12 protein-coding genes and 2 pseudogenes are annotated in these 14,797 nt (G+C 38.9%); 9 read left to right on the forward strand and 5 right to left on the reverse strand.

Annotated features, from left to right (window positions below; all coding sequences use genetic code 11):
- Positions 1-1,437, forward strand: a 1,437-nt coding sequence (locus tag DSM106972_RS14620) for a DEAD/DEAH box helicase (RefSeq protein ID WP_233787890.1), incomplete at its 5' end; no start/stop codon positions are given.
- Positions 1,438-1,712: 275 nt separating this feature from the next.
- Here the strand turns inward: DSM106972_RS14620 and DSM106972_RS53460 are convergent.
- Positions 1,713-1,928, reverse strand: a pseudogene (locus DSM106972_RS53460) (hypothetical protein); the annotation flags it as partial.
- A 338-nt stretch (positions 1,929-2,266) separates the two neighbouring features.
- Between DSM106972_RS53460 and DSM106972_RS14625 the strand changes: the two are divergent.
- From DSM106972_RS14625 to DSM106972_RS14635, 3 genes are read left to right on the forward strand one after another with little or no spacing between them, the layout of a single operon-like run.
- Positions 2,267-2,569: a hypothetical protein gene (locus DSM106972_RS14625; RefSeq protein ID WP_127081394.1), complete on the forward strand. Its 303-nt coding sequence runs from the start codon at positions 2,267-2,269 to the stop codon at positions 2,567-2,569.
- Positions 2,544-2,732 (forward strand): cysteine peptidase family C39 domain-containing protein, encoded by a 189-nt coding sequence (locus tag DSM106972_RS14630; RefSeq protein ID WP_127081395.1) that lies wholly within the window; start codon positions 2,544-2,546, stop codon positions 2,730-2,732. Before DSM106972_RS14625 ends, DSM106972_RS14630 begins: the two co-directional genes overlap by 26 nt.
- 6 nt (positions 2,733-2,738) lie before the next feature.
- Positions 2,739-3,305, forward strand: a complete 567-nt coding sequence (locus DSM106972_RS14635) for a Uma2 family endonuclease (protein WP_127081396.1) — start codon at positions 2,739-2,741, stop codon at positions 3,303-3,305.
- Between the two features lie 58 nt (positions 3,306-3,363).
- Here the strand turns inward: DSM106972_RS14635 and DSM106972_RS14640 are convergent, their stop codons facing one another.
- The 3 genes and pseudogenes from DSM106972_RS14640 to ilvB form a co-directional block, all read right to left on the reverse strand.
- Positions 3,364-3,636 carry a hypothetical protein gene (locus DSM106972_RS14640; RefSeq protein ID WP_127081397.1) on the reverse strand — a complete coding sequence of 91 codons (273 nt, stop codon included), beginning with the start codon at positions 3,634-3,636 and terminating at the stop codon, positions 3,364-3,366.
- Between the two features lie 186 nt (positions 3,637-3,822).
- Positions 3,823-4,090, reverse strand: a pseudogene (locus DSM106972_RS14645) (ribbon-helix-helix domain-containing protein).
- Between the two features lie 160 nt (positions 4,091-4,250).
- A complete protein-coding gene (gene ilvB, locus DSM106972_RS14650; RefSeq protein ID WP_127081398.1) occupies positions 4,251-6,149 on the reverse strand; it encodes a biosynthetic-type acetolactate synthase large subunit in 1,899 nt (632 codons plus the stop codon).
- Between the two features lie 311 nt (positions 6,150-6,460).
- Here ilvB and DSM106972_RS14655 point away from each other — a divergent pair, with 311 nt between their 5' ends.
- Complete coding sequence (locus DSM106972_RS14655) at positions 6,461-6,697, forward strand: type II toxin-antitoxin system Phd/YefM family antitoxin (RefSeq protein WP_127081399.1); 237 nt, start codon at positions 6,461-6,463, stop codon at positions 6,695-6,697.
- Positions 6,698-6,835: 138 nt separating this feature from the next.
- On the opposite strand, the gene DSM106972_RS14660 is transcribed toward DSM106972_RS14655, so the two are convergent.
- Positions 6,836-7,384, reverse strand: coding sequence for a hypothetical protein (locus DSM106972_RS14660; protein ID WP_127081400.1), 549 nt, complete (start codon positions 7,382-7,384; stop codon positions 6,836-6,838).
- 236 nt (positions 7,385-7,620) lie between these two features.
- Between DSM106972_RS14660 and DSM106972_RS14665 the strand changes: the two genes are divergently transcribed.
- The 4 genes from DSM106972_RS14665 (at position 7,621) to DSM106972_RS14685 (ending at position 14,787) form a co-directional block, all read left to right on the forward strand.
- Complete coding sequence (locus tag DSM106972_RS14665; protein ID WP_127081401.1) at positions 7,621-8,742, forward strand: ferrochelatase; 1,122 nt, start codon at positions 7,621-7,623, stop codon at positions 8,740-8,742.
- A 477-nt stretch (positions 8,743-9,219) separates the two neighbouring features.
- The gene (locus DSM106972_RS14670; protein WP_127081402.1) at positions 9,220-10,113 is read left to right on the forward strand and encodes a hypothetical protein; all 894 of its coding nucleotides are present in this window, start codon (positions 9,220-9,222) and stop codon (positions 10,111-10,113) included.
- Positions 10,114-11,058: 945 nt separating this feature from the next.
- Entirely contained in the window at positions 11,059-12,387 is a 1,329-nt protein-coding gene (locus DSM106972_RS14680) for a tetratricopeptide repeat protein (RefSeq protein WP_127081403.1), read from the forward strand.
- A 618-nt stretch (positions 12,388-13,005) separates the two neighbouring features.
- A complete protein-coding gene (locus DSM106972_RS14685; protein ID WP_127081404.1) occupies positions 13,006-14,787 on the forward strand; it encodes a protein kinase domain-containing protein in 1,782 nt (593 codons plus the stop codon).
- The last annotated feature ends 10 nt before the right edge of the window (positions 14,788-14,797 follow it).

Below are 14,797 nucleotides of genomic sequence, written 5' to 3' on the forward strand. Positions count from 1 at the left end.
GCAAGATTACAAAAACTTTCTGGAGACATAACCACAACAGAGCAACAAAGAGATAATGCACTTAGAGAATCAGTTGTTTTAGAAAACTTATTAGCTACTTCCCTAAAAGATTTTTACCTGTCCTTTCATCAAGATTTTCATGATAAGCACAAGGAATTATTTCAGTTATCACGGGAAATCCTCACTCAGCAAGCACTTCGTTATAAAGACCGTGTAAAACCTTCTTTAGAACTATATTCAAGCGTTATTTCTGGAACTTGGAAAGACCAAAATAAAATGGCAGAGAATCTGGATGAGCATATTAAAAATTTGAGTTTAATGTTTCCTGCCATTACTAGTACATTACTTTCAATCCGAAATATACTTCCGTGGGTTTCCGAGTGTGTTGACCGCACAATTATAGACGAAGCCGGAATGATTGACCTGCACAAAACTTTTCCTTTATTAGTGCGGTCGCGTAAAGCTATTATTGTCGGAGACCCTCTACAAATTGAGCCTGTCATCACTTTAAGCGACAAAAGGCGCGATAACTATCGTCAAACAGCGTTTCTAGATAGAGGTTTAACAGACAATGATTACCATCGCTACAGTCCTGAAGAAGAATATAGCGCTACTACCTATCATCGCGCGGCAGGAGCAACAGGAGAAGATAACGATAAAGGTCAAGGGATTTGTTTAATAGAACATTACCGCTGTCAACCTAGCATTATTCAATATTGTAATGCTATTGCTAATTACGGATTAAAGGTAAAATCAAACCCAGTTGATTCTTTATTAAAATCACATTTAATTGCTTATCATGTTGAGGGTAATATCCAGAATAATGTCAACGAAGAAGAAATTACTGCGGTATGTGAGATCGTTCAGCATTTACTTACTCAAGGTTACTCTTTAGAAGACATAGGCGTGATTTCACCATTTAATGCTCATGCTACGGCATTAAGAGAGCGTTTAACTCAAAAATTCTCTGGATTCTCTAAAAACTCTATTGGCACAATTCACACTTTTCAGGGTTCCGAGAAAAGAGTAATTATCCTATCTACAAAGTTATGTCGAGCGCAAGATAGTGTTTCATGGATTAATAAACGACCGAACCTTCTCAATGTAGCTGTATCGAGAGCTAAGGAATTATTTATTTTAGTTGGTAATCTTTACAAGCTAGAGAAAGGAAACCTTACCCGTCAGCTAGTTGAACACATTCGAGAGCATGGTGATATTTCAGAGTATAAATTTGAATCAGAAATTCCTCAACCGCAACCTGGAAGTACTTTCGTTTATGATTGTGACCATTTCAATATTTTTCAAGAAGCTCTTGATCAAGCAGAAGAAGAACTGATAATTGTCACACCTTGGATTCGAGGTAATGAATCTAAACGATTTATTGATGATGTAGTTTCTGCTTTGGATGCTTCTTCATTTTTTGCTGCTCCCATTTGAAATTTCCCACTTGGGATGGACACTATTTCTAGAACAACCCTATCACCTAAGCTTTCGATAAAATACTCACCCTGTTCACAGCAACGCTTGGTTTCTCTACCGTAAGCGTCTAAAGTCACAACTTCAAATTCAAAGTTTTTAATAACTGGTGGTGGAGCAGGTAAAATTAATTGTGTTTCTGAGTTATTTTTTGCTACATACTTGTCAACTCGTGTTTGAGGGAATGTTTGAGTTTTTCTGTGCTGAAGTATTTCTCGAAGGTCTTGGAGAATTGCCTTTGTTTCTTCATCCAAACCTTGGTAATTGATGATATCGCCAATGTGAAGTCCTTGAATTTCATTAGCATTAACGATATTTTTAGCTAACTGCGTCTGATTTTGACCACCCTTAAAAGCTCCAAGATATTCACGCAATAAGGTAATGTCCTTTTCGTCTCGGCTTCCACCAAGAATACGGTCAAGTATCGTAATTAACTCATCAGCTGTAGTCATTTATTATTCTGAGTAATTATTTTAACATGTGTAAATATCTTAATCCTATCTATTAATGTACTACAGTAGTATTAAATAATCTATTTTAATACCGTAGTACGGAGATGCAAACTGCACTTAGAACCCAGTACTGTTTCCTTTAGGCGCCGTTGCTGTATCAATTTTCATCAATAAGCAGTTTCACTGGAAAATTAGCGAACGCGCTCTAGCGCTAAAATGTAAACAGTTTATTTAGACCTAAAAAATAAGTGTAATAAAACTTTACTCAAAATATAGTCCAATATAGTCAAGTATAGTAAGACATTACAATGTAGGTGACTACTATAAGAGTTTAGCAGATGAAAACCGTTCCTCAAGTTACGGCTCAACAGGCACAAGCAGCAGTTAATCTATTTATCAGCGATTACGTGGGTGACCGCTTTACTGCCGACCAAGCTCAACTCTCCGTTACAGGTGAGGTATGGCAAGTTCCTATAATTTTGGCTTACCCGATGATTGGTTCGTTAGGACAAGTGGGATTCGTATTAGTCAGTACTTCATCAGAAGCAATTATCTCACACACGCCTTTCGATGAAATAAAGCAGGTAGGACTTAAGCTCTACGAAGTAAACCGGGATGCAATCCAAACTCATTTTTCATAAACAGGAAACTCCTTATTCCTGTGTCCCTGCTTGCTTACGCATGGTGCTTTCTGTCTTTGAAGTGGATATGAGTGAGGCAGAGTTACGACAGTTATGTGATTCTACACCGTTTGGAACAGAAGCCTTAAAAGCCGTTGATGCAGTTCGCAATCTGCCCTTATAAAGTATCATGACTATAACTACCTACAAGTGGACAATTCAGCGTTATCACCAAGCAATAGAAGCAGGTATCTTTGACGACCAGCACGTTGAACTATTGCGCGGCGACATTATTGTTATGCCTCCAGAACGAGAACCCCACGCTTACTACAATACTGAAACTGCCGACTATCTTCGGTTACTGCTTGGAGAACGGGTAAAAATACGTGATGCTAAACCGATAACCCTTCCCGACAACTCTGAACCGGCTCCTGATATAGCTATTGTTAAACCTTTAGGTGACATCTACTTACAACATCATCCCTATCCCGAAGATATTTTTTGGATTATTGAATTTTCTTATGCTACCCTCAACAAAGATTTAGGTGATAAAAAAGATGCTTATGCAGAAGCTGGTATTTCTGAATATTGGGTTGCCAATCTCAAAAATACTGAGTTGAAAGTATTTCGAGATATACAAAATAACCGATACACAACTGAACTTACACTAACTACAGGCACCGTTACTCCCCTAGCTTTTCCTGACATATCAGTTCAAGTTGAACGCATCATCGGTTTACCAAAAATTAATAACTAAGCTATTCAAATTCCCGACTCTTAAAGAAATCGGAAATCTAAAGGAAATCTAAATTTTTTTATATAGCTGATGCGATGACTGCTTTTTGTGTTCCACGGAGCAGTTCGTTTTCTGCGCTCTCTTTAGAAGGAACTCGACCTTGAAGAAAAACTTTTGCACTCTTAACTAATTCTAAAGAATCAGACATTATTACCAAGTGGCGCCGAACCTCATCAGCCACTATAAAAAATTGTTCTGGCTGGAAACCACCAACTTCTACCAACGCTTTAACAACGAACTCTGCATTTTGGGTGCAGGAAAATATGCCAATAACAACTTGTGATTGCATCATTTTGTTTGTTTTTTGTATCTTCTGTCATGTTAATAACAATGAAGATACACAGAGTTCAAGTTGTTTTTATACAAAAATCAATATTTTTCTGGAATCAGGCGCCGTATCCAAAAAGCTTTCTCTCTGCGTTCTCTGTGCCTCTGTGGTAAAAAGCTATACTAAAAATTAGGCAGCTAGTGTGCTGTTTCATGCTTGATTTTCTTTGGCTTTACGTAGTTTATCTCGCAGCCGCGCAACTACAACTTCCCCATCAATACCTTCACCTCTATCTAACTGTTCGGCAGCAACTTCTACTTTATGACGAGCTTCTTCAACCCAATTTTGATAACCTTTTTCCCACTCATCTAATAGCTTTAATGCTTTACTAACAACATATAAAGGCATTTCCATATTTACCTCTGGCAATTTGTATTTGAATCAATTGCTCCGAATCAGGTTTAAGTTGGATGTTCATAATTTTTGGAGAGCCAGGTTTTCCTATATTATGACGCTTTATATTTATGGTATCGACTAAAGATTTCCAAAAATTAAGTAAATCATCTTGTGGGATGGGCGCCCATATTGCCCGTCACATGTTTTAGGGCGGGCAAGGATGCCCGCTCCACAAGAGTAAGTTACAACTTTGTGCCACACTCTGGGCAGAAATTGTTGCCGGGTAAATTCTTGGCGCCGCAGTTACTACAAAATACGGGCTGAATATCTACCTTCGGCGCCACTTTTGGTAAACCAACCATTTGCGCGTTGCTCTTACCTGGTCCCACCATTGGATAACAGTTCTCGTCTTTGGTAACGCGAACGTCCATAACTACTGGGCCATCGTGCGCGAGCATTTCGGCAATAGCATCTTTTAATTCTTCAGGCTTGTTTACTACCATGCCTTTGATGCCATATGCTTGGCACAGCAATATAATATCGGGCATTCCTACTTCCATGTTACTAGAAGAGTAGCGCTCACCATAGAATGCTTGCTGCCATTGACGCACCATTCCTTGCCAACCATTATTTAAAATAATAGTCTTGACAGCTAAGTTGTATTGTGATAATGTACCAAGCTCTTGTAAACACATTTGGAAGCTGGCATCACCACTTATACAAATAACATCTTCGTTCGGGAATGCTGCTTTGGCGCCCATTGCTGCGGGGACTCCAAAACCCATTGTTCCTAAACCAGCACTAGAAATCCAACGACGGGGGCCATTTTTCAAGAACTGCGCTGCCCACATTTGGTGTTGTCCAACGTCGGTTGTGTAGAAAGCATCAGGTGCTTGACTCGCGACTTCAATGATTACAGATTGTGGTGAAATACTATCTGGATATTGAGGTGCTGCTAAAGGATAATCTTCCTTCCACTTATTTATCAAGTTCAACCATTCTTGGGTTTGGTTGGGGGTGTTGGTAATACCTGATTCCTTACAGCGTCTGAGTAATTCTTTCAAAACTGTGCGAACATCACCGACGATAGGAACTTCGGGAACGCGGTTTTTACCAACTTCTGCTGGGTCGATGTCGATATGAATTACTTTCGCACGCGATGCAAACTCGTCAAGTTTACCAGTTACCCGGTCATCGAAACGGGCGCCGACACAAATCAACAAGTCGCAATCTGTAACAGCAAAGTTCGCATACGCAGTACCGTGCATTCCCAGCATACCCAATGATAACGGGTGATGCTCATCGAAGGCGCCGATACCCATTAATGTTGTAGTAACGGGAATGTTAAATAACTCAGCTAGCTGTTTGACTTCTTCGTGAGAACTCGATGATATTGCACCACCACCTACATATAGTAGAGGGCGCCGACTTTCACGAATTAGATGTATCGCTGCACTAATTTGACGAGGATTACCTTTTACTGTGGGTCGATAACCTGGTAAATTCACATTACCTGGGTCAACAGGAGTGTAATCAAACTCTTCTAACGCTACATCTTTAGGAACGTCGATTAATACAGGCCCCGGTCTACCTGTACTAGCTATATAAAAAGCTTCGGCGACAATGCGCGCAATATCAGCAGTATCACGAATAATATATGAGTGCTTAACTATTGGTAGCGTAATTCCGTAAATATCAGTTTCCTGAAATGCATCAGTCCCAATTGCTGGACGTGATACCTGTCCCGTGACAATTACCATCGGTATGGAATCCATGTACGCCGTTGCAATACCTGTTACTAGGTTTGTGGCACCAGGACCCGAAGTTCCAAAACATACTCCGACTTTACCTGTAGCACGAGCATAACCATCCGCTGCATGAGCGGCGCCTTGTTCGTGTCTAACTAAAATATGCTTTATAGTACTTCCAGACGCTTCGACTTTGTACAAATCGTCGTAAATTGGTAGAATTGCACCACCGGGATAACCAAAAATATAATCAACATTGTGGCGTTGCAAACTGTCAAGAAGTGCGAAACCGCCAGATACACGTTGCGGCTTGACTACTTTAGAAATCTTAACAACGCTTGACTGAGACTGTTCAACAGACTGGGGTTGGCTGATTGGGGTACGCGCGCGCACTGACTAAACCTCACGCAAATGGCTAAATTAGTTTTATTTTTTGTATTTAACTTATCATTTTAGTGTAATTTAACTCTTTAGTCAGTTCTATTTGTCATGAGTTGGTGGGAATTTGGCAACGGATGTAACGGATGTAACGGATAGTAACTGCATAACACTGTGTAGGTTGGGTGCAGCGAAGCGCGTAACCCAACATATGTCAAGACTTTGAACAAAAGTTAACTTATATCCCTCACTCCAAAACACGAATTAAAACTAGGATAGAATCAAGGAAATAGAGTCATAATTTTTTACGCGAGAGTTTTGTTGCAATGCTGAAAGTTGATGCGGATAATACATCCATAACAATAAACCAACTTCTTAACCAATTTGAGGATGGGGAAGAAGTGGTAATTCTGCGTCACGGTCAACCAATTGCTCGGTTATCACCAATATCACATACACGTCGTCCATTACCATCACGCGCAGCACTAAGAGCTACTCAACCTCAAACGTCTACTAACAGTATAGAAATTATTCAAAGCTTACGCGAAGAGGCAAGATATTGATTTATCTGGATACAAGTTTTTTGGCACCCACAGCAACATAAAACTGCGATTTTTCAGTACGTCCGAGAAGCTATTATGATGAGACATGACTTAATAAACTAGGTTTTCCCATTAAGAACTTACTAGAGACGACCCGATTCATGAAGTTAAAATGACCTTATATAGAAATTCAACCGCACTTAGTCCCTGTTGACATGGGGGGTTAATTTTTGAGTCAACCAACCAACCTTGTACAGCTTGGGGATTTTCCCAAATTTGTAAATGCTCTACAGGGGGGTCTGCGTAAAAGTTGTATTGACCTGAACCCAAAAGTAAAGAACTCCAGTGAGTAAAATAATCATGACTCATTCGGTAAATAGGAAAATCACCAAACAGAGGGACTCCCCATCCATCTATAGCTATAAATGCTTCAACTTTACCAGATTGTAGCTGCCATAGATGTGCTGCTGCAATGGCGCCAACTACACCAGCACTGAAACCAATAAATGTAACTGGAGATTCGAGATTACTTTTTAACCGATGACGCAAAAACTCGAAAATATGAAGTCCTGACAAAGGTAAAATTCCATGTGCTGGGACAGTTAGTAAATTTATATTAGCTGTACTTATAATTTTGTCGTATAAACAGGCAACAAACTTTTCAGTTAAAGCTGGGTGATGGATTCCTGGACAAATAATAATAGTCAAACTTCAAAACCTCTCTTACTCTGCGTTCTCCGTGTCTCTGTGGTAAAGAAAATAATAATTTTAATTATTTTTACATCTTCCATGTTTAGCGAGGTTGCGAAGAGTATATCTATAGAAATATTACTAATGATGTAGTTCCTGTCGTATCCCCCTGGATAGGATAATATTATATAAGTGAAGAAAAGAATACGGGCATCACACCGATTCTGAACACAGATAGCACTGAGGAAACGATAGTGGTAGCAACACCCGAAAAGTTACAGCATACGCATGAGCATCTACCCAAAGAACAGCGATTAGCTGTATTACTTATGGGTTATGGAGAAGTTGAGAGCTACGAAGATTTTGCAAATTATAACGAACAAGCTTTAAATTTACTGACAGCGAAATTTGCCCCAGTCCCTACTTGGATTTATCCACCTTTGGCTAAACTCTTAGCGATGTTTGACCTGCATGAGTGGGGACATCAGCACCATAATTTTATTTCACCTCATAACGCCATATTTGAACAGCAACGTGCGGGTATAGAAAAGCACTTGCAATCTCATTGGGGTAGTGGCGTCCAAGTTTTTAAAGCGTTTAACTTTTGCGCTCCTTTCTTACCCAATCAAGTTTTAGCCGAAATCAAAAGTCAAGGATTTGACAAAATTCTCATTTACCCTTTACTGGTAGTTGATTCAATTTTTACCAGTGGTATTGCTATTGAACAAGTTAACAAAGCTTTAGCTGAACTTACAGATACCCAAGAAGAACATTGGGTAAAAGGTTTGCGGTATATTCCTTCGTTTTATAACGAACCTGAATATATTGATTTAATGGCGCGTTTAGTTGAAGATAAAATTCACTCCGATTTAAGTACAGCTTACTTACCTTCAGAAATTGGCATTGTGTTGATGAACCACGGTTGTCCTCATAAAGCCAAAGGTTTTACTTCTGGAATTACCGAAAGCCAAATACTGTACGATTTAGTTCGCGATAAGTTAATCAACCGTTACCCACTAATATCTGTTGGTTGGCTCAATCACGATACACCTTTGATTGATTGGACACAACCTAGTGCTGACCAAGCTGCTAAAAACTTGATTCAACTTGGCGCCAAAGCTATAGTATTTATGCCTATCGGGTTTGCAACCGAAAACCATGAAACATTATTAGACGTTCACCATATCATCCACGCATTGGAGAAAAAACATAAGGGTGTAAATTATATCCAAATGCCTTGTGTAAATGATAATGATGACTTCTTAGCAATGGTCGCACATTGGGCAGATAAAAATATTGGTGAGTTACTAGCAACCGAAGCTGTAAGTGTAAACCCTCAACTAGCAGCACATCACCATCACCATCACCATCATTAATTCTCAAATTGTAGAATTGTAGAATTGTAGAATTGTGGCACAAGCATCCTTGCCTGTGAATTGGGTTAAGTCTATTGATAAAAAACCCCTCTCCAAACCTCTCCCCTGCAAGGGGAGAGGCTTTATATTGTAATTTCACTAGCACTCGATAATTTCACATGGCATCAGTTCCCTAAGTGCCTTAAAATTTATCACATCATCCATGTAAATAGAAAAGTACTAGGTATTAATTATTTCACGCAACTTACAACGAAACACTACCAGTCATTACCTGTTCCCCAATTTTCTAAAGGAATTGCTTGCGTAACTTTACCAGTAGAGTCTGGTGTAAATCGAGTACAATCAACCTTTGCCCATCAACATATGCCCACATTCGATACACCTTACCTTGAGGTAAAGGGGTAAATTTTGTAATGCGCGTGGGTGACTTATGACGGCGCCGTAAGCTAGTGTTATATAATTAATAAAAAAAATTCTATGTCAGATAATCAAGATAAACGGGTGCTATCACCAATCATCAAGCCTAAAAAGGATATAGAAGTTATCCCCCCTAGTACACCCACAGAAAAAGATTCTGACAAACCTGGTTCAGAATTATTATTTACAGCAGTAGGTATAATTTCAGGTGTAGTGGAGTTCATAGAAGATACAAGGTCTGCCACCGTCACACTTAGTGGTAATAAATACCCATTATTCTACATACCCAATAATAAAGGTTCAGTAGCTTTTGATGCCCTAAGAAAGCATATAGCTAATACTGGAAATAATAATTATCGTTTAATAGTTTATCCCAAAATAATTCACTTCCCAGGACGAGATAAACCCCATCAAATAGGATTCCAGCTTGTAGCATTTGACTCTGGAAATAATGAAGGGATGTATGGAGAACTAAAAGACCTTCAATTTAAATTAAGTGGTATATGGCAATTTATCCCTGTGTGCCAGACTCCTTGTATTTCTGTTTTCAAAAACTTCACAGAGCAAAGATTAGAATATATAAAAAAATCAGATGTTAGTAAACGGGTTAAGTTCATGAAAGCAAGTCATATTCCTTTATTTTGGAAGGATGCACTTGTACCACCATTTAGATTTAATCCCAAGGCGCCAAAAGAAGAGCAGGGACGACCATACTTTGTTTCTATAATAGCTAAGTTCCTTCCTTACAAAAATGCATTTGGCTTCGAGTCACTTGCTCAAATGCCATTACTTGAGGCGCCGAAGTTTCTTAAAGCTAGTAAGAAAATGAAAGCTGAAGCACTCTCACTGCGTAAAGCGGAAGCGGCGCCGTACTCTGAAGCAACGAAAGAAAATACCCAAGAAGGCAGTAAGTTTGCTATGCCTATTAAACGCAACAAGACGGATTGTAATTGAAGGTGGTGTTGGGGAGGCGCCTGTCATTTTAAATTGTTAATGGTGCGCTCCGGCTATTAGATTGTGATGTTATTTGAGGGTTTATCATGGCATCACAACACCACAGTATAAATATTAAAGTAGTTAAGCTCGGCGCCGTCAGCCTAGGTGTTACCTAATTCTATGTATCGGTTATATAGATACATAGAATTATGGCTTGAGGATTTGTGACTGTGGAATAAATTCTCGATATTACGCTCTGACAACGCACGCAAATAAGGCAAGTCTTCAAAAAGCGTAATTGCAGCAGCGAAGTGTAAAAGTACTTTCATCAATGGCTTTATCCACCACTGTAAGTCCCCATAAATATCAATAAAGAAGTAATGCTCGTTTTGTGTAATTTCAAAGAAACCGGGTTTCTACGCAAATTCCGTCTTTATTACAATATTAATCAAGAAACCCGGTTTCTAAGATTATGCACAAACTACTATTTGACTATTGGATGATTAATGTACTTAGCTGCATTAAGTATAAAATAGTCTGCGCTGCTTTTATACATGAGTGAGGGGACATTACCCTGCCATGACTTGAGAGAAAGATAATTATTATTGCTTCATAGACCTGTGAAAGGAGTGAAACTTTAAAGAAAGTGCTGTTTTTTACCCAGCATAGATATTTATAGTGGAGGATGTAAGAATACGCTGACTAAAATATATTTGTACTTAACTTACTTCTATGCTGTAAGCCCATGAATGTTGTTGTTAATACATTACCCAGAGTTATGAGGGCAGGTGTTTTATATACAACATTAAAAACGTTGTATTGCATACGATAGTAAAACTAACATGAGGTAAACTAGTGATTTCTAACTAAAACGTTTTCTGGCTGCATAGCAATATAGTCATATCTATTTGTTCGTTTTATCTGTTTAGACTGCATGTAAATCCTACACACATACATCTACTAATGACTCAAGATTCTCAACCGAAACTTTTAAACATGGTCGAAATGCCTACTAACTGGCAGTTTCAAGACGACAACGCGCGAATACACTGCTTGAGTCAATTCGCTGCTGCCCATGAAAGTTCATTTGAGTTTGCCGAAGCACTGAAGTACCATCAGCACATCTTAGAAATTGCTGTACAACTAGACGATAAAAGTCAGCAAGAAGTTTCTTTATACAACACAGCAAATTGCTTTCGTCAGTTAAGTAAGTTTAATGAGTCAATTAATTATTTTTCACGTTTGATACAAATAACACGTGAGACGGGAAATCGCTTACTCCAAATTGCAGGATTTTGGGGAGAAGGTACAAGCTACCAAAACCTGGGTCAGTATCAAAAAGCAATTGAGTGCTTCCGACTTCAGCTAACTATTGCTTGCGAAATGAATGAACGCAACTGGGAAAAAAGCGCGCTTTCGTCTCTAGCTAATGCTTATCAGTTTTTGGGAGATTTTCACAAGTCTTTAGAATATGAGCAAAAAGCACTTTCTATCGCACGTCAGCTAAAAGACACTAAGGGTATTGGTGATTCACTCGTTAACCTTGGTAGTGTTTACCTCCAACTGCGTGCTTGGGAAATGGCCATCGGTTTTTGCTCTGAAGCATATGCTATCGCTCACGAGAATGATAATAAAGATTTAATGATGGTTAGTCTTCATAGTTTGGGACAAGCTTATAAAGGGCAAAACTTATATGTGAAGGCTTCATATTTTTTAATAAAAGCACTATCCATTTCTTGCTCGATTGGTGAAAAACGTGTCAAAAGCGCCATTTTACAGGCATTAAGCGATGTTTGCAGTCAAACTAGTCAGTTTAAGCAAGCAATTCAATACAATTTAGAATCTTTAGATATTAGTCGTGAAATTGGCAATCGATATGGTGAGGCTGCTGCTTTATCTCGAATTGCCATTACATACCAAAATCTGGGTAATACAAATAAAGCTTTAACTTTTTATCAACAGTCGCTTTCTATTTTAGAGGAAATCGGCGCCAAGCAAAGTCAACAGCAATTATTTTTTAATATTGGTACTATATATTACCGCGAACGCATGTACGCAAAAGCTATAGGTTTTTTACGCACTGCGTCAATTCTTGCCCAGGAACTCAAAATTAATGCAGAAAGGGCCAAAGTTGAGTTTGTACTTGGCGCCGTTTTCCAAAAACTGCGTCAACATCGTGATGCAATTCATCACTACCGTCAAGCATACCAAATTTATAAAGACTTAGGCGACGAAACACAAGCCGAACATATTTTACAAACTATGTACAAATTAGGCGCCGAATCTGCTTAACTTACATGTTCGTAACATATTATTAAACTTTTAGCTTTATTTGGGTGTATTTATTACTGTATTCTCATAAACGATTAGAAAAATGTGAGACGGATACTAGTGCGTTGCCCCGTCAGTCGTTTTTGGTAATTAGTAGAACTTATGAAGTACTGAATTTTACAGTTATTTGTAGGCGAATATTTTATTTTTATACAAATAATACTTTTAAATTTTAATGTATGCTGCTACAGTTTTAAGCATGTTTCATTAATGTAGTAGGTGATACGATTTTTATGACTCATATAAAATTTTGTAAAAGCTGCCAAACTGGCAACAGTGGATGGTCAGATTTGTTATTGATTGACTAACCAGGCAATTTTATTAATGTATCTACTATTAATGTATCTACGCACGCAATTTACTCTTGTGAGATGCGACCTCAAAACACGCACCACAGAACGCCTGTTAATTAATGAAATTGAGCCGTCATCTTAAAATTCACGATTAAATTTGCACAAACGTTGTTCTGATACGGCGCCTTAAAATTAAAAGGGCAGTCAGGAACGCAAAAAGTAGGTTTATAATGAATTGACGGTTTATTAACTACAGTAATATTTACGATAGTCACGCTACTTACACATGATAGGTCAGTTACTCGCAGGGCATTACAGGGTTATTAAAGTGTTGGGTGAGGGAGGATTTGGACAGACCTATATTGTTGAGGATATTCACCTACCCGGTCATCCGCAGTGTGTCCTCAAGCATCTCAAACCTTCATGTACCGACCCCCAAGTTTTAGAAACATCGAGGAAATTATTTCAACGTGAAGCTTCTTGTCTTCAGCATCTGGGAACTTTTGACCAAATACCTCGATTGTTAGCTTTTTTTGAAGAGAATCAAGAATTTTACCTAATTCTTGAGTTAATTATTGGCCACACTCTTAGTCATGAATTAATTCCTGGGGTCATGTGGACTGAGGGGCAAGTATTGTCTATGCTTCTTGAACTATTAAATATTCTTGAAGTAGTCCATTCGCAAGGTGTGATACATCGTGATATCAAGCCTGATAATATTATTCGTCGTGCATCAGATCAAAAATTAGTTTTGATTGATTTTGGCGCCATTAAGCAAATACGTTCGACAGCAGTGGCATCGCATCAGCAGCGAGTAACTATAACTGTAGGGACTCCTGGCTATATGCCTTCCGAGCAAATTCGACGTTTACCGCGTCCTAGTAGTGATATTTATGCTTTAGGAATGATGGGGATTCAAGCATTAACAGGAGTTAATCCCCGGTCTTTACAAGACGACCCAAACACAGGGGAAACTTTATGGCAACATTTAGTCCCTGTCACACCTGGTTTAGCTGCGGTATTAGACAAAATGACTCGCTATCACTTCAAAGACCGTTACCAAACGGTACAAGAAGTAAAATATGCACTTCAAGAGTTACGAAATCTCGTTGAGGCGCCAACTGTTACAATAAAGGCGCCTTCTCCCACACCACAAACTCATGATTTGCATGAGTTAACGCTCTCGTGGTATGAAAATGGAGAACTAAAAAGTTGTACGATTGAAGAAAATCGCGAAAGCAAAAATCAAGGTCGAATTCGGATTGGACGCGACCCCCAATTGTGTGATGTCGTTATACCCGATGTTTCTGTATCTGGGTTGCACGCTGAAATATTTTTCAACACAGTAAAGCAAAAATTTTACCTGCGAAACTTACGCCAGCAAAATCCCCCAATTGTCGATGGCAACTTGCTATTAGCAGGCGAAATGCCATTAGCGAATAAAAGTAACATCCGTTTAGGTAGACAACAATTGAAGGTAAGCGCGATTACAGTCAAGCAAGTCCTAAACGAAGAACCAGTTAGACCTTCAAATGTAGATATTTCACAAATAACACAAACAACACAAACAACTAATAATGTTATTTCTCATACACCAGAAATATCGAGTCAACCAGTATCAGAACCCATAACCAAAACAGCACCACCGCAAAAACTTGTTTACTCGCACCGCAGTGGTAAGGACGCATCTACAAGAGCAGTTATTTCAGCACCAAAGCGAAAACCTTTAATATTAGGAATGAGTATGGCTGCTGCTATTAGTACAGTTGGTGGTTTCGTTTGTCTTCAAACAGGTAGTGCAGGCAAAAATTATTCTGAGCAGAGTTTTATTTCACAGCAACCAAAGCTCTGTAGGGTCATTACTCCTACAGGAGGTAATTATGCTGCCAAACTTCGTCCCGAACCGCAAACCGAAGTTGGCGCCATCAAGCAATTAAATCCTGGCGAAAAAGTCTTATTTATGAAGGTAAAAGGCGATTTCGTTCAAGTTAGATTAGCTGATGGTACTCAAGGGTGGGTATTTATCGACCAAATGCAGCGCTGCGACACATTACATGGTAAAAGTTGATACCCGTAGA

The sequence above is a fragment of the Dulcicalothrix desertica PCC 7102 genome, assembly GCF_003991905.1.
GTDB classification, from domain to species: Bacteria; Cyanobacteriota; Cyanobacteriia; order Cyanobacteriales; family Nostocaceae; genus Dulcicalothrix; species Dulcicalothrix desertica.

Bases quoted from the DNA above. Each gene is read 5' to 3' on its own strand.
- DSM106972_RS14640 (WP_127081397.1), bottom strand. From the start codon at position 3,636: ATGATGCAATCACAAGTTGTTATTGGCATATTTTCCTGCACCCAAAAT.
- DSM106972_RS14670 (WP_127081402.1), top strand. From the start codon at position 9,220: ATGTCAGATAATCAAGATAAACGGGTGCTATCACCAATCATCAAGCCT.
- DSM106972_RS14630 (WP_127081395.1), top strand. From the start codon at position 2,544: ATGCAATCCAAACTCATTTTTCATAAACAGGAAACTCCTTATTCCTGT.
- DSM106972_RS14680 (WP_127081403.1), top strand. From the start codon at position 11,059: ATGACTCAAGATTCTCAACCGAAACTTTTAAACATGGTCGAAATGCCT.
- DSM106972_RS14635 (WP_127081396.1), top strand. From the start codon at position 2,739: ATGACTATAACTACCTACAAGTGGACAATTCAGCGTTATCACCAAGCA.
- DSM106972_RS14625 (WP_127081394.1), top strand. From the start codon at position 2,267: ATGAAAACCGTTCCTCAAGTTACGGCTCAACAGGCACAAGCAGCAGTT.
- DSM106972_RS14685 (WP_127081404.1), top strand. From the start codon at position 13,006: ATGATAGGTCAGTTACTCGCAGGGCATTACAGGGTTATTAAAGTGTTG.
- DSM106972_RS14655 (WP_127081399.1), top strand. From the start codon at position 6,461: ATGCTGAAAGTTGATGCGGATAATACATCCATAACAATAAACCAACTT.